18 protein-coding genes are annotated in these 23,956 nt (G+C 73.0%); 4 read left to right on the forward strand and 14 right to left on the reverse strand.

Annotated features, from left to right (window positions below; genetic code table 11):
* Window positions 1-179: 179 nt before the first annotated feature.
* Both ACN265_RS25855 and ACN265_RS25860 read right to left on the reverse strand, forming a co-directional pair.
* The gene (locus ACN265_RS25855) at window positions 180-3,425 is read right to left on the reverse strand and encodes an RHS repeat-associated core domain-containing protein (protein ID WP_421410138.1); all 3,246 of its coding nucleotides are present in this window, start codon (window positions 3,423-3,425) and stop codon (window positions 180-182) included.
* A 731-nt stretch (window positions 3,426-4,156) separates the two neighbouring features.
* Window positions 4,157-5,236 carry a hypothetical protein gene (locus tag ACN265_RS25860; RefSeq protein WP_421410140.1) on the reverse strand — a complete coding sequence of 360 codons (1,080 nt, stop codon included), beginning with the start codon at window positions 5,234-5,236 and terminating at the stop codon, window positions 4,157-4,159.
* A 249-nt stretch (window positions 5,237-5,485) separates the two neighbouring features.
* On the opposite strand from ACN265_RS25860, the gene ACN265_RS25865 reads away from it, so the two are divergent.
* Window positions 5,486-7,039: a gluconokinase gene (locus ACN265_RS25865; protein WP_421410143.1), complete on the forward strand. Its 1,554-nt coding sequence runs from the start codon at window positions 5,486-5,488 to the stop codon at window positions 7,037-7,039.
* 48 nt (window positions 7,040-7,087) lie between these two features.
* Window positions 7,088-8,644, forward strand: a complete 1,557-nt coding sequence (locus ACN265_RS25870; RefSeq protein ID WP_421411621.1) for an SLC13 family permease — start codon at window positions 7,088-7,090, stop codon at window positions 8,642-8,644.
* Window positions 8,645-8,820: 176 nt separating this feature from the next.
* On the opposite strand, the gene ACN265_RS25875 is transcribed toward ACN265_RS25870, so the two are convergent.
* The 7 genes from ACN265_RS25875 to ACN265_RS25905 all read right to left on the reverse strand — a co-directional run bounded on the left by ACN265_RS25875 (window position 8,821) and on the right by ACN265_RS25905 (window position 16,499).
* Window positions 8,821-9,600, reverse strand: a complete 780-nt coding sequence (locus ACN265_RS25875; RefSeq protein WP_421410145.1) for a hypothetical protein — start codon at window positions 9,598-9,600, stop codon at window positions 8,821-8,823.
* Between the two features lie 223 nt (window positions 9,601-9,823).
* On the reverse strand, window positions 9,824-10,144 hold the full coding sequence (locus ACN265_RS25880; protein WP_204927274.1) for a putative quinol monooxygenase: 321 nt from the start codon (window positions 10,142-10,144) through the stop codon (window positions 9,824-9,826).
* Window positions 10,145-10,169: 25 nt separating this feature from the next.
* On the reverse strand, window positions 10,170-10,928 hold the full coding sequence (locus tag ACN265_RS25885) for a MerR family transcriptional regulator (protein WP_357931485.1): 759 nt from the start codon (window positions 10,926-10,928) through the stop codon (window positions 10,170-10,172).
* Between the two features lie 119 nt (window positions 10,929-11,047).
* Complete coding sequence (locus ACN265_RS25890; protein ID WP_421410147.1) at window positions 11,048-13,354, reverse strand: putative bifunctional diguanylate cyclase/phosphodiesterase; 2,307 nt, start codon at window positions 13,352-13,354, stop codon at window positions 11,048-11,050.
* An 83-nt stretch (window positions 13,355-13,437) separates the two neighbouring features.
* Window positions 13,438-14,934: a hypothetical protein gene (locus ACN265_RS25895; protein ID WP_420116924.1), complete on the reverse strand. Its 1,497-nt coding sequence runs from the start codon at window positions 14,932-14,934 to the stop codon at window positions 13,438-13,440.
* Window positions 14,931-16,019, reverse strand: coding sequence for a hypothetical protein (locus tag ACN265_RS25900; RefSeq protein WP_420116923.1), 1,089 nt, complete (start codon window positions 16,017-16,019; stop codon window positions 14,931-14,933). Before ACN265_RS25900 ends, ACN265_RS25895 begins: the two co-directional genes overlap by 4 nt.
* 246 nt (window positions 16,020-16,265) lie before the next feature.
* The gene (locus ACN265_RS25905) at window positions 16,266-16,499 is read right to left on the reverse strand and encodes a zinc-ribbon domain-containing protein (RefSeq protein WP_204927278.1); all 234 of its coding nucleotides are present in this window, start codon (window positions 16,497-16,499) and stop codon (window positions 16,266-16,268) included.
* 123 nt (window positions 16,500-16,622) lie between these two features.
* On the opposite strand from ACN265_RS25905, the gene ACN265_RS25910 reads away from it, so the two are divergent.
* Window positions 16,623-16,952: a YciI family protein gene (locus tag ACN265_RS25910; RefSeq protein WP_421410150.1), complete on the forward strand. Its 330-nt coding sequence runs from the start codon at window positions 16,623-16,625 to the stop codon at window positions 16,950-16,952.
* A 5-nt stretch (window positions 16,953-16,957) separates the two neighbouring features.
* The gene (locus ACN265_RS25915) at window positions 16,958-18,346 is read left to right on the forward strand and encodes an RNA polymerase sigma factor (RefSeq protein WP_421410151.1); all 1,389 of its coding nucleotides are present in this window, start codon (window positions 16,958-16,960) and stop codon (window positions 18,344-18,346) included.
* Between the two features lie 42 nt (window positions 18,347-18,388).
* Here the strand turns inward: ACN265_RS25915 and ACN265_RS25920 are convergent, their stop codons facing one another.
* The 5 genes from ACN265_RS25920 to ACN265_RS25940 form a co-directional block, all read right to left on the reverse strand.
* Window positions 18,389-19,093, reverse strand: coding sequence for a S1C family serine protease (locus ACN265_RS25920; RefSeq protein WP_421410154.1), 705 nt, complete (start codon window positions 19,091-19,093; stop codon window positions 18,389-18,391).
* Window positions 19,094-19,604: 511 nt separating this feature from the next.
* Window positions 19,605-20,468 carry an SRPBCC family protein gene (locus ACN265_RS25925; protein ID WP_421410155.1) on the reverse strand — a complete coding sequence of 288 codons (864 nt, stop codon included), beginning with the start codon at window positions 20,466-20,468 and terminating at the stop codon, window positions 19,605-19,607.
* Window positions 20,461-21,021: a helix-turn-helix domain-containing protein gene (locus ACN265_RS25930; protein ID WP_421410157.1), complete on the reverse strand. Its 561-nt coding sequence runs from the start codon at window positions 21,019-21,021 to the stop codon at window positions 20,461-20,463. Before ACN265_RS25930 ends, ACN265_RS25925 begins: the two co-directional genes overlap by 8 nt.
* 124 nt (window positions 21,022-21,145) lie before the next feature.
* Window positions 21,146-22,483, reverse strand: a complete 1,338-nt coding sequence (locus ACN265_RS25935) for a class I SAM-dependent methyltransferase (protein WP_421410159.1) — start codon at window positions 22,481-22,483, stop codon at window positions 21,146-21,148.
* Complete coding sequence (locus ACN265_RS25940) at window positions 22,480-23,862, reverse strand: FAD-binding oxidoreductase (RefSeq protein ID WP_421410160.1); 1,383 nt, start codon at window positions 23,860-23,862, stop codon at window positions 22,480-22,482. The genes ACN265_RS25935 and ACN265_RS25940 overlap by 4 nt, the downstream gene beginning before the upstream one ends.
* Window positions 23,863-23,956 lie beyond the last annotated feature (94 nt).

Consider the following 23,956-nt stretch of genomic DNA (forward strand, 5'->3'; position numbering starts at 1 on the left):
GCACGAGGCAGGCGGCACTGAGCGCGATTGCCACGTATCTCGCTGCAGGGTCGATGCCATCAGCCAGGAGAGCAACCCCGGCAGCAGAGAGTGCGCCGAGAAATGGCGTTGCCGTTGCCGCGCCGACCCTCCAGTCAAGGCGGCCCCTGTCACGATTTCCCACAAATTCCTCCATACCTTTAACACATGTCCATAACTGCGTCGATACCAAAAGGCAGCGAGAATACGGAGACTTCGAAACCTACCAGGGTTGCCGCCACCTGAATAGCTGCAGTGCTGGCAGTGATTCCCACCAGCGCAACCGAGCTTGCAGCAAGCCCAACGACTCCGACCGCGAGAAGCATGCCCGCCACGAAACACTCTGAAGCCGCTCCAGTGGGATCGATATTGTTGGTCGGATTGCAGGCAGCGTAGGCGTACCGGTTGCCGTGCTTCGGGTTGCCGATGAAGCTGAGGTTGTCCTGCTGGGTGAAGCGGCCCTGACCCGGGTTGTACCAGCGCTGTCCGAACTTGGTGAAGCCGGTCTGCGAGTCGTACGTGCCGCCTGCATAGCGGACCACGTTGGTGGCCGCGCCGAGGTAGTACTCGTCGGTGAGGGTGCCGTTGCCGTAGGGGTCGTACTTGTAGGTCGCCGCCACGGTGCCGTCGGCCTTGACGATCGCGACGGTGGAGCCGAGTGCGTCCAGGACGTACGCGTGGTCGGTGGTGCCGACGCGCAGGCCCAGCGGGGTGCCGATGCCGTCGCGCTCCACGTAGGCGGTGGTGCCGCCCGCCGTCCAGGACTGCAGCGAGGCCATCCCGTGCTGGTCCTCCAGGCCGTACTGCATGGTGGTGGTGCCGGCCCGGACCAACTCGACCTGGTCACTGCCGGCGTAGCCGTAGGTGGTGGCGTTCGCGCCGGTCATCTGCTTGGCCGGGTTGTACGTCACCGGGTTGACCGACGGCGTGCTGACCCGGGTCTGGTTGCCCCGCCCGTCGTAGGTGTTGTTGGTGGTGGTGATCTGGTTGGCGGAGTTGTAGGTCAGGGTCTGGGTGGTGCTGCCGTCGACCTTGACGCTGGTCCGGTTGCCGTTGCTGTCGTACGCGTAGTCGTAGGTCTTGCCGTTGTAGTTGGTGGCCTTGGTCAGCCGGTTGCCCTTGTCGTAGGTGAACTGGCTGACCGCGCCGCCGACCTCGTCCTTCTGCCACTGGCGCAGGCCGGTGTCGTCGGCCGTCGCCGTCGAGCAGGGCTGACCGGCTGTGTACTTCGCGTAGCAGTAGGTGACGTCGAAGACGGTGGCCGGGCTCGCCGAGTTGCGGGTGGCGGTGATCCGGGTGGGCCGGTCCGACTTGTCGTACACCGTCTTGATCCGCATGGCGTACGCGCTGTTCGTCTCGTCGCTGGCGAAGTACGTGTTTAGCCGGTTGCCGTTCTTGTCGTACGAGAAGTTGTAGCGGGTGTTCCCGGCGGTGTCCATCCGGACCAGCCAGCTGCGGGTGTTGTAGTAGTACTTCGTGGTGCCCCGGCCGTCGGTGAGCTCGGTCAGGTTGCCGGCGACGTCGTGCGCGTACACGAACGTCGGGGTGCCCGGGTTGGTGCGCCGACGCAGCCGGTTGAGCAGGTCGTACTCCCAGGTGGTGGTGCCCGAGGAGTCGACCCGGCTGATCACGTTGCCGGCCCGGCCGTACTCGAAGGTGACAGCGGTGAGGGTGCCGCAGCCGGAGTAGCTGATCTTCTGGACCCGGTCGTCCTTGCTCCACTGGTAGGTGGTCAGGCAGCCGTCGTCGACGGTCTCCAGCCGGCCCAGGCTGTCGTAGGTGAAGTTCTTCACGGCCAGCCCGTTGCCGGTCGGCGGGGTGACCTTGGTGACCTGCTTGTTCGAATCGTAGGTGTAGTTGGTGGGGTTACCGGTGTTGGCCGGGTCGGTCGAGGTCTTGACGGTGCCGTCGGTGTTGTAGTCGACCTTGGCCTCGGCGGCGAGCGCGTCGGCGGTCGAGGTGCGGTTGCCGGCGCCGTTGTAGGTGTAGGTCGAGCTGTTGCTCTGGGTGTCGATCGACGACGACGGCTGGAAGTTCGCCGTCGGGTTCGTCGAGGTCGCCGCGTTGGCGTACGCGGCGGACGCGCTGGCCCCGGTGGGCGAGGCCGACTTGGTCAGCGACTCGCCCGCGTTCGCGCCGTAGGTGTTGGTGACGGTGCCGTCCTCGGGGCTGACCGAACTGGCCACGTCGCTGAACGGCGTGTACGTCTTGCTCCGGCTGTTGCCGGCCGGGTCGGTGACCTTGGTGACCCGCTTGTCGCTGTTGAGGTCGTAGGTGGTGTTCGGCACGTTCGCCACCGGCTGGGACAGGTCCTGACGGGGGTCGGCCACCAACGTCCGCGACGACGTCGGGTACGCCAGCCGGGTGGTGGCGCCCTGCCCGGTGGCGTTGTTGGTGACCTGGGTGAACGAGGTGACCCGGTGCTGACCGTCGTAGGTGACGGTGCTGTAGGTGTCGTCCTTGGTCCAGATCTTCACCAGGTCACCGGCGCTGTCGTACTCGAACGTCCAGCGGCGGGATGACGCAGGTGACTGGATGGCGCTGAGCCGGTTGTTGGCGTCGTACTCGTAGCTGACCTCGCGCAGGACGCCGTAGCCGTCGCTCTGCTGGTACTTCGTCAGCCGGTCGCCGGTGTAGACGACTGTGGCCTTGCGGGCGTAGGCGCCACCCCGGTCGGAGGTCACCTGGGTCATCTTGCCGGCGCTGTAGACGAAGTCGGTGACGTTGCCGTTGCGGTCCTCGGTCTTCTCCAGCACTCCGGCGGAGGTGAAGAAGAGCACCCGCCCGCTGTCGTGCTCGGTCAGCTTCCAGCCGCTCCCGTCGTGGGCCAGGCCGGCCTTGAACTCGCCGGGCGAGGAGTATCCGGAGCCGGAGACGGTGAACTTGCCGACCACCCCGTCGGCGGCGGCGTAGGTGACCGATCCGTCGTCGGCCGGGTAGAGCTTGACGTCCACTCCGGAGCGGGTACGCCAACCGGGGCCGTGCGCCCCGACGGCCAGGTCGCCGCCGACGAGCAGGCTGTTGAAGCTCGCGCCGAGCGTCACGTTCTCGGCGACGCCGGGCAGGGTGAGGTCGGTGCTGCTCACCATCAGGTTGCCGGAGCCGACGTTGACCTTCGCCTCCAGCCGGTCGGTCAGCGAGAACGACAACTGCGTGCCGTTGCGGACCGGGCCGGTGCCCTTGGGCACCACGGGCGCTGCCCCCGCGGCAGCACGGGCGGTGCGTCGGGTCGGGCTGTCGTAGAGCCAGACGTTCTTGCCGGACCTGGGCGACACCAGCGAGGTGTCCGTCCTGGGGGCGGCGGAGGCGGGCGGGGCGGCGGACGCCGGACCGCCGACCGGGGCGATGACCATCGAGGCGGCCAGCACGGTGGCTGCCACTCCCCCGGTCGTGGTGCGTTTACCCATCAATTCTCCCTATGTTTTCCACGGGAGGGATTCCCGTGGTCGAAGCCATGCGGTAATTGCGCCCGACCGGCCGGGAAAACGGCCGGAAATGGGCGCGCGGAAATGGTGCCGATCGTCGACTGAGCGACGACGACGCAGGGTACGGTTATGGGGCGACGGATGATGTCGGCGAAAGCGGGCCGGACCTGCTCAGGACGGCGTCGAGCCGCCGCCCCCGGAGAGGGTCAGCAGCGACGGTCCGGTGCCGGAGGCGTACGGTGCGGCCTGTCGAGCAGGCCATTGGCGGGTCGGGCTGCCGGCGTCATCCCCATGGCGACGCTTTCGGTAGCCGGTCGTAGGCGACGCCGGCCCACGACGGGCAGCGGGCGGCCACCCGGCAGCGGGCAGCAACGCCATTATTGACGGCGATTGTCCTGTGCATGATCGACTCCCCCGTGAGTCAATTGCCGTTCGACAAGCTTCTGCCCAAGAAACTATCCATCGATTGAATAAGTGTCAATGAAAAACACAACCAGGTAGGAGTAATGCCTGAATTCCCACACAATCGGACACCGATGTGACGATCCGTGTTCGTGCGGTGGGGCCGACCGTCACCCACCCACCGGCGGCAGATCAGTCGCGCACCCACAGGCGGCAGATCACCAGTGGGCCGAAGTGGCGGCATCGACCAGGGCCCGACACCGCTACGTCGGCCCACCTGCGACGAGCACCCCCGGAAGGCGGAGCGGCGGTCAGCGGTCGACGGTGCGGCGGACGCCGTCGTGGCCGGCGCAGGGCTTCGGCTGCCCCCCGGTCAGGCTGACCGCGCCGTCGCGGCACAGCACCAGGTAGCCGCGCCCGGCCCAGAACTGCGGCACGCAGTCGAACCAGTCGCAGATCCGGTGGTCGGGTTCCCGGACGCGTTCGCCGCCGCAGTAGTCGTACCCCATCGGGTTGGCCGGCGCCCCGCAGCGCCGCTCCCGCACCACGGACGGTGACGGGGACGGCTGTGGCGGCCGGGTGACGCCCGGACCGGGCGCGGCGGTGGCCGCCGACGCCACCTCGGGGGTGACCGGCGGATCGGACTCGACCAGCACCGCCGGCACCACCAGGGTCAACGCGGCGGCCACCGCGACGGTCCGCCGACCGCCGGGGACGCGGGCGCTGATCCGGGCCTGCGCCGGGGTGGCGATCGCCGGCCGGAACGGCGCGCTCTCGGCGTGCAGGGCGATCAGCTCGTCGAGCTGGGCGAGGACGGCGGGCCGCTGCTCGATGGCGTCGGCGAAGGCCAGGGTCAGCACGAACCGGAACTCGGCCGCCGCGCCCGGCGGCAGCAGCACGCCGGAGGTCTGCCGCCGGTCCAGGACCTGGATCAGGGTGACCGGGGCCGCCGGGTCGTGCAGCAGCCCGGTCATCCTCCCGTACGCCCAGTCGCGCCGGCCACGCCCGCCGAGCAGGACCAGCCGGCGGTTGGTGACCACCGCGATCCCGGCGTCGGTGATCCGGACCCCGTCGGGCAGCCGGTGACGCAGCGGCCCCGGCTCCGCCTCGACGACCAGGTCGGGGGCGGGTAGCACGGTGGTGTGGCGGACCTCGACCAGCTGCGCGCCGGGCACCGCCCGGAGGACCGCCTCGCCGGGGCCCAACGCCAACGGCAGGCCGACCCCGGCCGCCGCGGTGCCCTGCAGACCGACGGCGAGGGCCCGTAGCCGTCGCAGTTCGTCGTCGCGGCGTCGCCAGGCCCGCTCGACCGTGCGGTAGGCCCGCCGTCGTCGCTCGTTCTGCTGACGTGCCCAGGTGTAGCGCCAGGTGGAACCCGTCGAATCAGTCATCGCCGCGCCGACCCCTCCGCCGTGCGAGCCACCAACCGGGGTGTTCACCCGGCTCAACGGCAGGAACAAGACCGACGGACCCGGCATTACGGATTTACCACCCGATCGGGGGAGGGAAATCCCTCGGACCACGACGAACCGCACACCGGCTCACCTTCCGGTTCTCCGCCGTGCGGGGTGCTGCCGACGTGGGTAACGTCAGCCGCAGCCGGGCCGCGACGCCCGCACCGCCGATGCGAAGGGGGGCCCGTGACCGGTCCGGACCAGCGCCGCCGCGTGGTGCTCGGCGTCGACATCGGCACCACCAGCACCAAGACCGTGGCGTACGACACCGACGGCCACCAACTCGCCAGCCACTCCGTCGGCTACCCCCTCGACGAGCCGCACCCCGGCTACGCCGAGCAGGACCCGCAACTCATCTTCGACGCGGTGGTGGAGACCATCCGCGCCGTCGTCACCGAACTGGGCGACGGCATCGCCGGCCTGTCGTTCAGCACCGCCATGCACAGCCTGATCGGTCTCGACCCGGACGGCGCACCACTCACCCCGTCGGTGACCTGGGCCGACTCCCGGGCCAGCAGCCAGGCCGAACGGCTGCGCGCCGCCCCGTGGGGGCTGGCCCTGCACCGGCGCACCGGCACCCCCGTGCACCCGATGGCCCCACTGCCGAAGATCCTCTGGTACGCCGAGCAGGAGCCGACGCTGCACGCGCGGGTCGCCCGCTGGGTCGGCATCAAGGACTACGTGCTGCTGCGGCTGACCGACACACTGGTCACCGACCACTCGGTCGCCTCGGCCACCGGCCTCATGGACATCCACCAGCTCACCTGGGACGCCCAGGCGTTGCGCGTCGCCGCCATCACCGAGGAACAGCTCCCCCGGCTCGTGCCCACCACCACCGTGCTGCCGGGGCTGACCGCCCGCGCCGCCATCGCCACCGGCCTGCCCGCCGACACCCCCGTCGTGGTCGGCGCGGGCGACGGTCCGCTGGCCAACCTCGGCCTCGGTGCCGTACGCCCCGGCGTCGTCGCCTGCTCCATCGGCACCTCCGGGGCGATGCGGGTGGCCGTCGAACGTCCCGCCGTCGACCCGCTCGGCGGGGTGTTCTGCTATGCGCTCACCGAGGACCGGTGGGTCGTCGGCGGGGCGATCAACAACGGCGGGATCGTGCTCCAGTGGGCCGGCGACACCCTCGCCCCCGAGTTCGGCGAGCACGGCGAGGAGGAACTGCTCGCGCTGGCCGCCACCGCGCCGGTCGGCTCCGGCGGGCTCATCATGCTGCCGTACCTGCTCAGCGAGCGCGCCCCGCACTGGAGCGCGCTCCCGCGCGGGGCGTACGTCGGGCTCACCCACGGGCACCGCCGCGAGCATCTCGTCCGGGCCGCGCTGGAGGGGGTCTGCCAGCAGCTCGCCCTGGTCCTGGCGTCGGTCCGGGCCGCCGGCAACGAGGTCCGTGAGGTACGCGCCAGCGGCGGCTTCGCCCGTAGCCCCCTGTGGCGGCAGATGCTCGCCGACGCGCTCGACATGCCGGTACGGTTCCCCGCCGGCCACGAGGGCTCCAGCTTCGGCGCGGCGCTGCTCGGCATGCAGGCCCTCGGCCTGATCGACTCCATCGACGTCGCCGCCGACCTGGTCCGCATCGACGAGACGGTACGCCCCGAACCGGCCTCCGCCGCCACCTACGCCGCCCTGCTCCCCCTGCACTCCGAGCTGTACGACGCGCTGGTGCCCACCTTCGCGTCGCTGCGCCGGCTGGCCCCCAGCCTGCCGGCGGAGCCACCACCCACCCCCGCACCCATGTGACCGCCCGCCCCTCGTCGGGTCGGACCCCGTCCGAAGGTCGTGATCGCCGTGCTCACCCTCCTCGCCGCACCCGCGGAACCGGCCACCAGCGCCGGTGACGCCCAACTGGTCGTGGCCGCCCTGCTGGGCATCGCCGCGGTCGTAGTGCTCATCGCCTGGGGCAAGGTGCACCCCTTCCTGGCGTTGATCCTCGGCGCGGCGGTGCTCGGCGTGGTCGCCGCCATGGCCCCCGACACGATGATCGAGTCGTTCAGCGCCGGGGTCGGCTCCACGGTCGGCGGGGTGGGTCTGCTGATCGCCCTCGGCGCGATGATCGGCGGCCTGCTCGCCGAGTCGGGCGGGGCGGACGGCATCGTCAACCGGGTCGTCGGGCGGGTCTCCGGCACCGCCCTGCCCTGGGCCATGGCCGGGGTCGCCGCGCTGATCGGCCTGCCGCTGTTCTTCGAGGTCGGCGTCGTGCTGCTGGTGCCGATCGTGCTGCTGGTCTCGCTGCGCACCGACGTACCGCTGATGAAGATCGGCATCCCGGCGCTGGCCGGCCTGTCGGTGCTGCACGGCCTCGTCCCGCCGCACCCCGGCCCGCTGGTGGCGATCTCCTCGCTCAACGCCGACCTGGGGCTCACCCTAGGGCTGGGCCTGATCATCGCCATCCCCACCGTGATCGTCGCCGGCCCGGTGTTCGGCAACTTCATCGCCCGTTACGTGCCGGCCACCGCGCCGGCCGCGCTGCTGCCCACCCGGCAACCGGCCACCACCGGCGGTGGCCGGCGCGGGCCGGGCAGCCCCGCCGCCGGCCGCGACCGGGAGTCGGACGGCCGGGACGCCGAGCGGGGACCGGCCGGCGACGACGACCTGCTCACCGACGACGACCTGGTCAACCCCGGCTCCGGCCGGCCGGGCGCCCCGGTCGACGACAGCGGCACCGAGACGGCCCGGCGTACCCCCAGGTTCTGGCCGGCGGTGCTCACCGTGCTGCTGCCGGTCGTGCTGATGCTGCTACGCGCGGTCGGCGAACTGACCCTGGCCGACGGCACCGTCGCCCGGCAGACCCTCGACATCGCCGGCGCGCCGATCGTGGCGCTGCTGGCCGGGGTGATCGTCGCCATGTTCACCCTCGGCTACCAGGCCGGATTCAGCCGCAGCCAGGTCTCCTCGGTGCTCGGCGGCTCGCTGCCGCCGATCGCCGGCATCCTGCTCATCGTCGCCGCCGGTGGCGGCTTCAAGCAGGTGCTGGTGGACGCCGGGGTGGGCGACCTGGTCGCCGACGCGGCCAAGGACGCCAACCTCTCCCCGCTGCTGCTGGGCTGGCTGGTCGCCGTGGGCATCCGGGTCGCCACCGGCTCGGCGACGGTCGCCACGATCACCGCCGCCGGCATCGTCGCCCCGCTGGCGGCCACCCTGGACCGTCCCGGGGTGGCGCTGCTGGCCCTGGCCGTCGGCTGCGGTTCGCTGTTCTTCTCGCACGTCAACGACGCCGGCTTCTGGCTGGTCAAGGAGTACTTCGGGCTGACCGTGGGACAGACGATCAAGAGCTGGTCGGTACTGGAGACGATCATCTCGGTGGTCGGCTTCGCCGGCGTGCTCCTCCTCGACCTGCTCCTGTGAGCCCCTCCCGCCCGCGCCCGCAGGTCGGGTCGACGTTGATCAACTCAATGTCGCCACAAGAGCGGTATCGGAGCGCGCGGATACCGCAGTTGTGGCGACATTGCGAGCCAGCCCCGCCGGGCAGGCGGGCAGGGGCGGGCAGGGCGGGGCGGGGCCGCCTGGGCGGGGCGCGGGGGTCAGGCGCCGGGGATGTTGCGGGGCGGGTCCTCGCCGATCAGGCCGGCCTCCGGCTGGTCCGCCGACACGGGCAGGCCGAAGTCCGCGTACGTCAGGTCGAGCGCCGAGGTCTTGCCCGGCTCGCCGGACAGCTCGATCCGGTAGCGGACCAGCCGCCCCTGCGCGTCCACCGTCGCGGTGAACGGCACCGTGGCGGCCCGCTCGCCGAGCACCCCACCCACCCCCTCGCCGAGCACCTCGGTGCTGCGCCGCAGGTCCAGGGTCCCGGCGTAGGCCCGTTCGCCGGTGGCGCGCACCTCGGTGGCCGAGCCGAGGGTGCTGGCCAACCGGGTGTTGTCCAGCCCGGTCCGCTTCGCGGCGGCCGCCTCGACGGTGCCCAGGTGCCACCAGGTACGCCCGTCCCAGACCGGCACCCGCCGGTCCGGGGCGGTCACCTTCACGTAGACGTCGGTGCCGGTGACGAGCCGCTCGATGACCACCTTGCCGTTGGCCACGGCCAGCGTCGTCGTCTCCCGCCCGCGCCGGCCCCTCGGGTCCCAGACCAGGGTGGTGGTGTCCCCGCCGCCCGCGCCGTCGCCCAGGGTCAGCCGGTAGGACTGCTGTTCGACCCGCTGCGCGGCGGTGGCCAGTACGGCGGCCGGCTCGGTCGGGGCCGCTGCGGTCGTGGCCGACCCGGCGGTCGGTGTCGGTCCCGCACCGCTGTCGTCCGAGGTGCAGCCCGCAGCCGTCACCAGGGCGACGAGGGCGGCCGTGGCGGCGGCCAGCTTCGGGTGCTTCACGGCGGTCTCCCCGGATGGCGCGCCCGCCGGCCGAGCCGATCGACGCTGGTGACAGAGCGGTCGCGCCAGCCTAGCCCGGCACCCGGCCGCCGACCGGGCACCCCCGACCGCACCGACCGGCCCGACCACCCCCGACCAGCTCGCCGCCGACCGACCACCCGACCGGCGGCGGTGACGGCGGGGAACCACGACCGCAGGCCCATCGACGGCAGGTCGGGGCCGGTCAGGGGGCCTCGACGGCGGAGATGCGGTAGCGATGCACCTCCGCGCCACGGATCGCCGCGACCTGCTCCTGCTCCGGGCCGGACCCCCGGAACGCCAGCAGCTCGTCGTCGGACTCCCAGCGTTCGTAGACGTTGATCCGGCCCGGCTCGACCAGGTCGGCGCCGATGGCGAAGTCGACGCAGCCGGGCGCCGAGCGGGCCTGCCGGACCACCTCCACGCAGGAGGCCAGGTAGGTGTCCCGCTCGGCGGGGTCGACGTAGAGACTTCCGGCGACGATGAACACGGGCGACCTCCGGTGGGTGGGCGGGACGACCCCCATCCTCACCCACCGCAGGCGGCACCGCTCAGGCCCGGCTGATCGCGTTGGCGTGGATCGCCTCCGCCAGGTACTCCGCCAGCCCCGGCGCGATCTTCTCGTAGAAGGCGGTGAACCGGGGATCGGCCAGGTACATGTCGGCCAGCCCGGTGTGCACCTCGTACGAGCAGTCGTAGAACCAGCGGACGATGAGCTGCCGGTGCTCCTCGGCCAGCGCCATCACCTCCGCCGAGTCGGCGGGCGTCCCGGCGGTCAGCGCCGCCACGATCCGCCGGCCCCAGTCCTCCTGCTCCCCCTTGATGCGCAGCCAGTCCTCCTTCGAGTAGTTCGCCGCCCGCTGGGTCGACACCCGGTACGCCTCGGTGTCGCCCCAGCGCTGCCGCGCCTCCTCGGCGTGCTCCTCCGGATCGACGTCACCGAAGACCTCGAACCGTTCCTCCGGGGTCAGGTTGATCTCCATCCGTCTCGCCTCCATCGCGATCTCGATCGCGGCGACCATCTCCTGGAGCTTCCCGATCCGCCCGCTCAGCAGGTCGTGCTGCCGGCGCAGGTGCGCCGCCGGGTCGGCATCCGGGTCGTCGAGGATCACCGCGATCTCCTCCAGCGGAAACCCCAGCTCCCGGTAGAAGCGGATGTGCTGCAACCGCTCCAGGTCCGCGTCGTCGTAGCGGCGGTAGCCGGCCGGCGTCCGGCCGCCCGGCGAGAGCAGCCCGATATCGTCGTAGTGGTGCAGCGTCCGGACCGTCACCCGGGCCGCCTTCGCCACCTGACCCACCGTGTACGCCATGGTTTCCTCCCTTCGGCACCAAGGCTCCGGCCTGCCGCGACGTGAGGGTCAAGCCCGATTCTGCGCCGGTGGACCCGGCCGGGCCGGCACGACTCCCGGGTCGGCGGGCGGCCGGAGTGTCAGCGGGGGGCGGCGGGGGCGGACAGGGCGGACAGGCCGCCGGGACGGCCGTACCGGTAGCCCTGGCCGTGGACGCAGCCGATCGCGGTGACCGCCGCGTGCTGCCCCTCGGTCTCCACCCCCTCGGCCACCACCGCCAGGTCGAACGCCCCGGCCAGCCGGGTGACCATCTCCACCGTGGCGTACGCCCGCGCGTCGGTGTCCAGCCGGGCCACGAACGACCGGTCGATCTTGAGTTCGGTGGCGGGGATGCGGTGCAGGTAGCTCAATGACGAGTAGCCGGTGCCGAAGTCGTCGATGGCGATGCGGATGCCCAGCTCACGAAGCTGGGCCAGCCGTTCCAGCACCGCCTCGCTGCCGTCGATGAGCGCCGACTCGGTCAGTTCCAGGGTGAGCGCGCGGGGGGCCAGGCCGGCCGAGGCGGTGGCCGCCGTGACGGTGGCGATCAGGTCGGGGCGGCGCAGGTGCGCGGCGGCGATGTTGACCGCCACGGTCGCCTCGGGCACCCGGGCCCGCCAGGTCGCGGCGGCCCGGCACGCCTCGTGGATCACCCACCTGTCGATCGGCACGATCAGCCCGGTCTCCTCGGCCAGCGGCAGGAACGCCGCCGGGGCGAGCAGTCCGAGCCGGGGGTGCCGCCAACGCACCAGCGCCTCCGCGCTGCGGACCACGCCGGTGGCGAGGTCGACGATCGGCTGGTACTCCAGGTGCAGTTGCCGCTCGTCGACGGCCCGCCGCAGGTCGGCGATCAGCTCGGCCCGGGTCACCGCCGACTCCCGCAGCGCCGGGGTGCAGGTGCGGTACGCGGACTTCCCGGCGGCCTTCGCCGCGTACATCGCGATGTCGGCGTCGCGCAGCACGTCGGTGTGGGAGGCGTGCTGCGGGCCGAACTCGGCGATGCCGATGCTGGCCGACGGGTGGACGCCGACGTCCTCCTCGCCCGCCGACGGTTGCAGGGCGGCGAGCAGCCGTTCGGCGAGCCGTTCCGGCACGACCGTCCGGTCCCCGGCGACCAGCACGGCGAACTCGTCCCCGCCGAGGCGGGCGACGGTGCCGTCACCGCCGACGGCGGCCCGCATCCGCAGCGCGATGCTGGTCAGCAGGGTGTCGCCGGTGGCGTGCCCGAACCGGTCGTTGACCTGCTTGAAGCCGTCCAGGTCGAGGAGCAGCACGGCCACCGGCGGCCCCTCGCGCAGGGCCCGACGGAGCTGCCGGTTGAACATCAGCCGGTTCGGCAGGCCGGTGAGCTGGTCGGTGTAGGCGAGCCGTCGCAGCCGGGCCACCAGCCGCAGGTTCTCGTTGGCGGCCAGCCCCTGCCGCAGGGCGAGCACCCCGAGCAGCGCCATCATGCCGCCGAAGACCAGCGGCGGGGTCTGCCCGGTGGGGCGACGGGCCAGCACCACCGCGATGATCGCCCCGCCGACCGGCAGGTACGGCAGCGCCACCCGCCACCAGGACGGGAGCGGGGACTCGCCGATCTCCTCGGCGCCGTCGCAGGTGGGCGGCGGTGGCCGGGTGGTGGCGATGCCGATCAGCAGGTAGCTCAGCGGCCAGCAGACGTCGATCGGGTGCCCGGGGGTGTAGCTGCCGTGCGCGACCAGCGAGACGTAGACCGCGTCCGCGCCGGCCCGGGTGACCAGGCTCGCCCCGATCAGGGTCAGCGGCGGCCACACCGAGCGGGCCGGGCCGGCCACCGCCACCAGGATGGTCAGCTGCATCAGGTCGATCATCGGGTAGAGCAGGCCGAGGGTGCGCAGCGGATCGTCGAGGTCGGCGGCGGCGACGTCGCGGAACACCACCACCCAGCCGATCGGGATCAGGGCCAGCCCGACGATCACCCCGTCCAGCACGGTACGGGCCCGGCCCACCGCGCTGCGTGGCGCGGTCAGCGAGGTCAGCAGCGCGGCCGTGCCGGTGACGATGCCGGCGGTGAAGACCGCCCCGATCAGCGGGGTGTGCGGCAGCTCGTCGGCGCGCAGCCGGTCCACCGTCCACAGCAGCCGGCCGGCGGCGGCCAGCCCCATGGTGAGCGCGAGCAGCGCCCAGAACCGGCGCAGCGGGGCGGGGTGCCGGCGCATCGTGCGGACGCAGGCGTAGCTGGCCCAGCTCGCCACGGCGGTGGCGGTGACGTCACTGACCAGGGCCGCCCTGGGCAGCGCGGCGAGCAGCCAGAACAACTCCAGCACGACGGCCACCGCGGCGACGACCGCACCCACCCGGGGGAGGGTCAGCGGTCGGGTCGGCGCGCCGGAGACGGCGTCCTGGGGTAGCACGGTGATCGCTCCGGCTCTCTCTCCAACGCGCACCTCGACCGTGCGGACGGATCACGGACGGCGAACCATCGAAGCCTAGCCAGCCGGGCGGGTCACCGCCACACTCACCGGGTCGGCTATCCGACCACTGAGGACAGCGCCTCGGGCAGTTCGTAGGTCGGCGGTCCCCCGTGCGTCCACGGTGTCTCCTCGGCCGTGGGGAACGTCCCGGCGGGCAGGTACGCCTCCGACAGGGTGGTCAGGCAGAGCCGCTCCCCCACCTGCGGCACGCTGCCCGGCGGCGCGGTCAGCCCCCGTCCCATCCCGCCCGACAGCTCCAGCACCACCTCGGTCCGGCCGTCCGCCGCCGGGGTCACGAAGACCACCGTCGCCTTCTGGGCCGGCCGCGCCGTCGACCACAGGGTCGCCCCGACCGGCATCCGCACCGGTTCGGTGGTCACCACCTGGATCCTCGGCCGCAGCACCGGCCGCTTGCCGCTGTCGTCCACCCGCCCCGGGTCGGCCAGGGTCACGTCGGCGACGAACGCCTCCCCGGCCAGCCGGTGCTCGGCCATCACCAGCGGGTCGTCATAGGCGCGCTGCACGGCGTAGCTGGTCGCGGCACGTTCCAGCCGGTGCAGCCGGACCGCCGCCGCGACCGCGCCGTCGTGCCGGGGTTGCGGCCCGCCGTCGGCGTCGAGGTGCTCGGCGTAACCGGTGAAGGCGTCCCGGTCACCGGCCCATCGGGCCGCCACCCGGGCACCGGGCGGCAGCCCGTCGAGCAGCCCCAGGCCGCGCCACATCAGCTCCCAGGTGGGCGCGAGCTGCCCGCGCAGCAACCGCACCAGCTCCGCGTACGCCTCGTCGCGGGCGGTCGGGTCGTCGTCGGCCGCCGCCCAGGCCGCCATCACCGGGGCGAGCGCCACGTTGTCGAACTCCGGGTCGGTGGCCGGGCCGGCCGGCGGGCACACCGCCGGGTCCTCGGCCCGCGCGGCGGCCTCGGCCCCGGTCGAGCCGGCCGGCGGGTCGATCCAGCCGAGCAGCGCCGGCAGGTGCTGGTCCTCCACCGCGCTCTGCCCGGTCGCCCAGTGCAGGGTGAGCGCGTCGGTCATCGCCAGCAGCGCCGACGAGCCGGGCTGCTCGGCCCGCTCGGCGAAGAACGTCAGCCAGCGGCCGAGCAGCGGGACGGCCGGGTGCACCGGATACTCCCCGTCGGGGCGGCGGAACCGGGTGGAGCGGCCCAGCAGCCGCAGGAAGGTGATCCCGGCCGGGTTCGGCACCCACAGCTGCGGGGCGTCGGCGTACCGGTAGCGGACGTCGCGGCCCCGGTCCACGGCCACCGCCTCCGAGACACCCCGGAAGCCGTCGAGCCAGGGCAGCACGGTCGCGGCCAGCTCGGTGACGAACCGGAACCGCTGGTCCCGGTTGCGGGGCTGCGGCACGACCAGCAGCCGGGCGTCGGCCGGGTCGGTGCCGACCAGCGCGGCGAGCGGCGCGTGCGCCTCACCGGCCATCGCCAGCGGCACCAGCACCAGCGGGCGCTGCGCCAGGTGCAGGTGCCGGACGGTGGCGACCGGCTGGGCCACCCCCGCGGCGAGCGCCTGCGCCTTCGCCAGCGCGCGCAGCGTACTCATGACCGGTGGCCGGCGAGGGCGTCGGCGCGCAGCCGGGCGGCGGAGCGCAGCAGCGCGGCTGCCTCCTCCCGCTCCGGGTCGACGGCCGGCCCGCCGGCCGCCAGGGCCAGCACCTCGGCCACCTCGGCGATGCCGCCCAGGGCCTCCCGCACCGGCCGGCCCAGCGCCCCGGTCTGCCCGCGCGCCTCGTCCCGGCAGAAGTACGCCAGCTCGCAGCCGGCCAGGCAGTCCGGCGCGTACCGGGCCGGCACGGTGTGCAGCGCGGCGGTCAGCGTCACCGGGTCGACGGCCGGGTCGACGGTGAACCCGGCCGGCACGGCGGTGAGCAGGTCGTCCAGCCGGGCCATCCGCTCCAGTTGGCGGCGCAGCACCAGCAGTTGCTTGCGGACGTCGATCAGGCTGGCCATCGGCTGGTTGGCGAAGTCACGCGGGCAGACCAGCACCACGTCGTGCGACACCGACTCCGGGTCCCGCCCCTCGGCGGCGAGCAGGTCGCGCAGCGCCAGCACGTAGACGGCGGACTGGACGGCCGCGGCGGACACCTTCGCCGGGTCGGCCTGCCCGTCGATCACCGGGAACGACTTGATCTCCACGACGTGGAACCGGCCGCCGAGCCGGGCGGCGACCAGATCCGGTTCCAGGTGCACCCGCTGACCGGCCACGTCCAGGCCGAGCAGTGGATGGTCGAACAGCGCCGCGTCCGGCCCGGTGGCGGTCAGCGCGGCCCGCGAGCGTTCCCGCCGGTCGGGCAGGTCGTCCGCGCCGCCCAGGTCCGTCCAGCTCGCCCGCTGCGGCACCGGTACGCCCAACCGCTGCGCGACCAGCCGCAGCAGCTCCGCCCCACCGTCGGCCTTGACCTGCGCCTCGAACGCGTTGCCCCGGGTGATGGCGAACCGGGACTGGCCGAACCGGGCGGGGAACCCGACCCGCTGCGCGAGCGCCGACTTGTCCACCCCGGCCCCGTCCAGCACGGCCCGGCGGGCGCAGCCGGGGTTTCCGGTGAGCGCGGCGATGGTCCGGGCGTTGTGCCGTTTCGGGGGCACGTCGCCCCGGATCGCGGCCAGGCGTTGCGCGGTGCTCGTCACGACAGGCCACGATAGCCGCCCCGACCGACCCCGGCCGGCAGCCGACGCCCGCTGCGGGGCGGCCGGGTCAGCGGCCGGCGGACCGGTTCCAGGGCGAACGGGGGGAACGGGCACCGGCGGCCGGCCGCCGGCGGCGGCGCGACGGGCGACGACCGGGGGTGCAGGGCGGGCGGGAGGCGGTGTGCACCGGCGCGGTCGGCGGACCTGGCGGGCGGCCGATCAGCCAGCAGAGGAAGCGGGCCACGGTCAGCCGACCGGGAGGCGACGGGCCTCGTCGGCGTCGACGACGGACTCGACGCCACAGAACGAGCACTGTTGCACGTACTTTGTTCGGATCGGGATCAGCGGCACGAAGAACAGGGTGAACTTCGTCGACCGGCGGCTGATCACCTGTGCGGCCTGGTTGCCGCAGTGCCGGCAGACGGCGGTCACCACCCCCGACCGGGTGACCCTGGTACGGAGTCCGAAGATGAGGAACATCGCCCGGCAGTACCCAGCCCGACGCCCCGGGAACCACCGGCGAGAAAAACCTGCCCGCTGTTGTCCGGAACCGTGCCTCCCGAACGTCACCCTGGTGACGACAACGACACCGAGGAGCGTTCGATGAAGTACCTGATGCTGGTCTGCACCGACACCACACCGGACACCGACCCCGAGGCCGCCCCCGACATCGAGGCGTGGGTCGCCGAGCGCGACGGCAGCGGGCAGCGGGTGCTGGGTAGCCGGCTGGCGGACGTGTCGGCGGCCACCACCGTCCGGGTACGCGACGGTGAACTGCTGCTCACCGACGGGCCGTTCGCCGAGACCAGGGAGGTGATCGTGGGCTTCGACCTGCTGGAGTGCACCGATCTCGACGAGGCGGTGGAGGTGGCCCGCCGCCACCCGATGGCCCACGAGGGGCGGCTCGAACTGCGTCCCCTGATCGACCTCTGAGAACCATGGACGTCGACCCGGTCGGGTCCGCCGGCCCGCACCACGGGGCCGGACCGGCCGGACAGGTCGGCGGGGACCCGGTCGGCGCGGTCGCGGTGGCGGGTGCCGAGGCGTACCCGCGGATCGTGGCCGCGCTGATCCGGGTGACCGGGGACTGGACGCTCGCCGAGGACTGCGCCCAGGAGGCGCTGGCGGCCGCCGTGCAGCGCTGGCCCCGCGACGGCGTGCCGGGCAATCCGGGCGGCTGGCTGATGACGGTCGCCCGGAACCGGGCGACGGACGTGCTGCGGCGGGCCACCGTAGAGCGCCGCAAGCTACGCGAGCTGGCGTTGCTCACCGACCCGCAACCCACCCCGGACGACCTGGAGGAGGACGTGGTGGACGACCGGCTGCGGCTCGTGTTCACCTGCTGCCATCCGGCGCTGTCGCTGGAGGCCCGGGTGGCGCTGACGCTGCGTACCGTGGCCGGGGTGCCGACCGCCGACATCGCGCGCGCCTTCCTGGTCGGCGAGGCCACCATGACCCGGCGGATCACCCGGGCCAAGGCCAGGATCGCCGCCGCCGGCGTGCCCTACCGGGTGCCGACCGGGCCCGCGCTGGCCGAGCGGCTGCCGGGCGTCCTGGCCGTGCTCTACCTGCTCTTCACCCGGGGGTACGACGCGGACGGCGAGCCCGCCTTCGCCGACGAGGCGGTCCGGCTGGCCCGGCTGCTCGACGAGCTGATGCCGGCCGAGCCTGAGGTCGCCGCCCTGTGCGCGCTGCTGCTCTTCCAGCACTCCCGCCGGGCGGCCCGCCGCGATGCCGCCGGTGACCTGCTCACCCTCGCCGAGCAGGACCGTTCCCGGTGGGACCACGCCGCCATCGCCGAGGCCCGGGCGGCCCTGGCCCGCGCCGAGCGCCGGTCGGCACCGGCCCGCGCCGATCGCACCTCGACCACGGCCCAGGCCGGGAGCCCGCCAGCCACGGCCCAGGCCGACGGCCCTTCGGATACGGCCCGCACCGACCGGCCCGGCCCGTATCTGCTCCAGGCGCGGATCGCCGCCTGCCATGCCACCGTGCCGGACGCCGACCGTACCGACTGGCCGACCATCGCCCACTGGTACGACGAACTGTCCCGTCTGCGGCCCACCCCGGTGATCGGGTTGAACCGCGCGGTGGCCCACGGCTACGCCTACGGACCGACGGCCGGGCTGGCCCTGCTCGCCGGGGTCCGCGCCGGTGGGGCGTTGGACGGCTACCCGCCGGCGCTGGCGGTGGAGGCGGAGTTGACCGCCCGCCGTGGCGACCCGGTCCGGGCGGCCCTCCTGTTCCGGGCCGCCGCCGACCTGGTCGGCTCGGCCGCCGAACGCCGGGCCCTGCTGCGCCGCGCGGACGACCTGGCCCCGCCCCGCTGACCCGCCCGCCTCAGTCCTGACCGGGAAGCGGGGCTGGGCGGGTCAGTTCGCGGTCAGTCGGGTGACGACCTGGCGGACGGTGTCCACCGGGATCGCGAAGCCGAGGCCGACGCTGCCCTCGTCCTCTCCGGCGGTGGCGATGGCGACGTTGATGCCCACCACCCGCCCGGCGGTGTCGACAAGCGCGCCGCCGGAGTTGCCGTGGTTGATCGCCGCATCCGTCTGCACCAGCCCGGACAGGTCGTCCACCGACCGGTGGAGGGCCGACACGATTCCGGAGGTGACCGTCCCGGCCAGCCCGAGCGGACTGCCGAACGCCAGGACGGTGTCCCCGACGGTCAGGGTCGAGTCGTTGCCCAACGTCGCCGGGGTGAGCCCGGTCAACCCGGTCGCCCGCAGCAGCGCGATGTCCGCCGTGGCGTCCTGCGCGACCACGGTCGCCGGGGCGGAACGGCCGTCGGAGAGGGTCACGGCGACCTGGCCGCCGGAGTCCACCACGTGCTGGTTGGTGAGGACGAGTCCGTCGGTGTCGAGAATGACGCCGGATCCGAGGCTGGACTCCCGGGTCCCGGTCACCTCGACGGTGACGATGCTGGGCGACACGACGGCGACCACCGTGGCGAGGGAGTCGATGGTGGCGGCGGAGACCGGGGCGACAGACGTCGTAGCGGTGACGGACGAAGCCAGCCCGGCGAACCGGTCCACGACCAGCGCGCCGGTGCCGCCGCCCGCGAGCATCAATGCCATCGCCGCGCCGCCGGCCACCAGCCTTCGACGCCATCGCGACGAGGGCGGCGACGATTGCGGTGGCGAAAGCGGCGGCGGTGCGGACGGCGAAGGCGGCCCGGAGACCGGGACAGCCGGTGGGATCGGGTCGCTGGGTGCCGGTGCCGGGCGCAACATGGTGTCGGACACCAGGGTCACCGCCCCTCGACGAGGATCGACCGGCCGAGCCGAAGGCGGTCGGGTCGGTGGCTGTCGGACAGCTGGCGGCGGTTGTCGGGGTGCGGCATGGGCCCTCCTCGGTACGGCGATGAAGACACCGTGCCGCGCCGCGCTGAGGCCCCCTTGTGGCGTGCCTGTGCGTCCGCCGTGCATGGCTTGCGGTGACCCGGCGACCCGGCGCCTGCCCGGGTCTCCACCTCTGTGCGGCGTCCTTTCGCGCTGAGGACGTTGGCGATTCAGCCGGCATCACCAGCGCGGACACCCGCACCCGGACCTCGAAGACCGGCCCGGGTGCAGGTGCGGGGGTGGTGGTTCAGGTGCCGGGGGCGCCGGTGTGGATCTCCTCGGCCACCCAGATCGGCTGCCAGTCGGCCATCTCGTGGAAGCGGCGCAACTCGGACAGGCCCGCCACCGACCCGCTCCACGCCGCGTACGGCGGGTTGCCCTCGTCGAAGCCGCTCTGCACGAAGGTGAGCCTCGTCTTTCCGCCGGACTCGGCCAGCTCCCAGGTGGTGACGCCGACCGGCCCCCAGTCCACCGACATCTTCCGGCCGGGCTCCAGGTCGATCACCTTCGCCGGGTACCCGCTGTCGAATCCGCCCATGGCGTACCGGCCACCGACCCAGGGCTCGATGCCGATCGGGTAGCCGAACCAGGCGCTGGCCTGCGCGGAGTCGGTCAGCGAGGTCCAGACCCGGTCGATCGGCGCGGCGATGGTCAGCTCACCGCGCAGGTCGGCGGAGGTGAAGTCGGTCCTCGGCAGCAGCGGACGCCCCTCCAGGTGCGCGGCGAGGTTGGCGATCGACAGCGACCACCAGGTCTGCAGGACGCCACGGATGCTGCTGCCGTCCATCGCCTCGGCGAAGTCGAAGTGGCTCTGGCTGAGGGTCAGCGCCGTGGTGTCCGGCCCCTGCGCCGTCAGACGCAGCTCGCTGGTCGTCTCGACCCCGTCGAGCAGCCAGTCGAAGCGCAGCGTGTACGGGTCGGCGTGCCGCAGCCGTTGGTGGGGCGCGTCACCCTCGGGCGTGTGCCGGCCCCAGAACTCGTATCGGCTGGGCAGGTCGACCTCGGCGTGCTCGGTCAGCCAGACGCGCAGCTCGGCCGGGTCGGTGAGCGCCCGCCACACGGCCTCCACCGGAGCGGCGAGCCGGACGCCCAGCGTGAGTGGTTCAGTCACGGTCTTCCCCCTTGGGGTAACAGGCCACGGCGAGCTTGAAGGCGTCCCCCTCGACGCCGCCGTAGCGGGTGAACAGGTCCTGCAACGTCGACTGCAGGTCGTGCAGGAACTCCTGCCGGCGCTCGGCCGGCACCCGGATCTCGCCGGAGACCCCGATCGAGGGCAGCTCCGGCGCGTCCCGGTCGAGCGCGGCGACGTCGGCCTGGACCTCCTCCATCAGGTCGAGCAGGTGGCCCAGGCTCAGCTCGTCGGAGACCCGGCGGGCCCCGCCGATCCGGCCGACCAGCCGGGGCGAGAGCCAGTACGACCGGGCGACGGCCTGCCAGATGCCCTCGCTGATGCCGCGCACCTTCCGGCTGGCCACCTGTTCGACCAGGCCGGCCGCGGCGAGCTGCTTGACGTGGTAGTAGACCCGCTGCGGGGTCTGCTCCAGCCGGGCCGCCACCTCGGTGCAGGTGCGGGGCTCGGCCAACTGCCGCAGCACGTCCACGCGCTGCGGTTTGAGCAGGGTCTCGGCCTGCTCGATCTGCTCCAGGTACAGGACGTCTCTCATCTCAAAAACAATCCTGTACGTAAAAATTCTCCTTTTCAATCGGATCGACGAAAGCCGCGCCGAGGTGGCGCGGCTTTCGTCAGGGCGTGCGGCGCGTGCGGTCAGGGCATGCCGCGCAGGTTGGTCAGGGCGTCCAGTTCGGGCGCAGCGGGTAGCCGTTCACGCCGTCCGGACCGTTGCGGGTGGCCAGCACCTGGTGCAGTTGGATGCCGTTGCGTTCGAAGGCCAACCGCGACCCGGCCATGTAGAGGCCCCAGACCCGGGCGGTGCCCCGGCCCACCTCGTCGACGCAGAAGTCCCAGTTCGCCACGAGGTTGCGGCACCAGGCGGCAAGCGTCGACGCGTAGTGCTGCCGCAGGTTCTCCTCGTGGTGCACCTCGAACCCGGCGTCGTGCACCTCGCTGATCAGGCGGCCCGGCCCGGCCAGCTCACCGTCGGGGAAGACGTAGCGGTCGATGAACGCGCCGGAGCGGTGCGGGGCCCGGTTGTCGGCCCGGGTGATGCAGTGGTTGAGCAGCCGGCCGCCGGGACGCAGCCGCTCCCGCAGCGCCCGGAAGTAGGCCGGATAGTTGCGTACCCCGATGTGCTCGGTCAGCCCGATCGAGGAGATCGCGTCGAACTGCTCGCGGGGCGCGTCGCGGTAGTCGAGGTGACGCACCTCGGCCAGCCCGGTCAGCCCCTCCCGGGCGATGGCCTCCTGGGCCCACTGCGCCTGCTCCCGGGACAGGGTCACGCCGAGCGCCGTGACGCCGTACTCGCGGGCCGCGTGCCGGACCATGCCGCCCCAGCCGCAGCCCACGTCGAGCAGGCGCATCCCCGGCTTGAGCGCCAGCTTGCCGGCGACCAGGTCGTACTTGGCCGACTGGGCCTGCTCCAGGGTGTCGGTCGGGCTGTGGTAGACCGCGCAGGTGTACGTCATCGAGTCGCCGAGCACCTTCTCGTAGAAGGCGTTGGACACGTCGTAGTGGTGCGAGATGGCGGTGCTGTCCCGGCTGCGGGAGTGCCGGAGCCCGCCCATCACCCGCCGCCAGCGGGGCAGCGCCTCCTGCGGCGGGGCCGGCGGCGGCCGCAGCCGCTCCCAGCCGAGCCCGCGCACCAGGGCCAGCCCCTCGGCCAGCGAGGGGATCCGCAGCCGCAGGTCCGTCAGCACCCGCAGGGCCTCGTACGGGTCACCGGGGTGCACCCCGCCGAGCCCGAGGTCGCCGCTGACGTAGGCCCGGGCCATACCCAGGTCGCCCGGGGCGGTGAGCAGGTAGGACAGCCCCCGCTCGGAACGGATGTCGAGGGTGATCCCGGCGTCGGCCGGGCCGATCGCGCTGCCGTCGTAGCCGGTGATGCGGACCGGCAGGTCCCGCGTGGTGACCGCGCGGACGACGTCGGCGACGGTCGGTGCCCGCCGACCCCCCGCCGGCGGGCTGGCCGGGGCGCTCGCCGCCCCCTGTTCTCGGTCGGTCAGGCTCATTCTCGTGCAACCGCCTTCTCGTAGAGTCCGGTGAGCCGATGGTCCGGGTCGTAGCGGTCCTTCACGGCACGCCAGGTCTCCCCGCCGTAGAGCCGGTCGAAGGCCGCCCGGTCGTAGTACGCGTCGGAGTAGAGCGACTTGTGTCCGCCGAACTCCGACACCATCCGCTCGATGGAGCGGTTCACCTCGCCGTCCGCGGCGCCCTCCGCGATCGGCACACTGCCCCAGAAGCCGATGTTGACGTACGTCTGGCCGGGGCGTAGCGGATACAACGGCCAGGCGCGGGCGGAGCCGGGGCCGGCGGGCTCGCGCAGCCGCAACGGGCACAGCCACACCGGGGTCATCCCCACGTTCCGGTCGAACCAGCGCAGGAAGTCGGCCGTGCCGTCCAGCGGGATCTCGACGTCCTGCACGACGCGTTCCCGGGCCGGCCGGCCACGCCACCGGTCCACCCGGGCGGCCACCTGGTGACGGTGTTCCAGCCGGACCAGCCGGTGGTAGACGTCGCTGCGCCGCCAGCGGGCCGGCCAGAGCCGGCGTACCACCGGGTGCTGCACCCCGAACGCGGCCGAGCACCAGAACCAGTCGGTGTCCCACCGCCACAGGTAGTCGTGGCCGCTGAGGGTGTCACGCACCCGGCGGCGCAGCGAGCGGTAGTAGATGTCCTGGCCGGTGTAGTCGCTGGGCCGCTCGGGCTCGTCGGTGAACGAGCCGAGCACCAGGTAGGACTCGCCGGGGCTGAACATGACGCCGTCCATCGCGTCGACCGGCCGACCCTCCCACTCGCCCTTGGCGACCACGTCGGCGACGGCGGCGGTCAGCTCCTCCAGCCGGGTGAACCGGATGTTGCGCAGGGCCACCGCCCGCCCGACCGGTTGGAGTTCGATGCGCAGCCGGGTGGCGTACCCGAGGCTGCCCAGCGAGTTGGGGAAGGCGGCGAACAGCTCGGCGTCCGGACCGTCCGGGCGGGCGGTGACGATCTCCCCCGCGCCGGTGAGGACGTCCAGCTCGATGACCGACTCGTGCGGGAGCCCGTTGCGGAACGACGTCGACTCGATGCCCAGCCCGGTGACCGCGCCACCCAGGGTGATCGTGCGCAACTGCGGCACGACCAACGGCATCAGCCCGTGCGGGAGGGTCGCGTCGACCAGGTCCTCATAGGTGCACATGCCCTGCACGTCGGCGGTGCGGGCCACCGGGTCGACCGACAGGACACCGTCCAGACCGCTGACGTCGAGCCCGGGGGTGCCGGTGGCCGATCGGGGCCGGAACAGGTTGGAGGTGCGTTTGGCCAGGCGTACGGGATGCCCGGGGGGCACGGCGGCGTACGACCGTCGCAACGCGTCCACCGCCAGCTCATGATCACGCAGCGCGCGCATGAGATCACCTTACGCGTGATGTGCCGTTCCGGGGGGACCGCACCGCTGACCGTTTCGGATCAGGCGGCAACCTCCGACGTGGTGTCCTCGCCGG

It is taken from the genome of Micromonospora sp. WMMD730, assembly GCF_049178955.1.
Taxonomy (GTDB): Bacteria; Actinomycetota; Actinomycetes; order Mycobacteriales; family Micromonosporaceae; genus Micromonospora; species Micromonospora wenchangensis.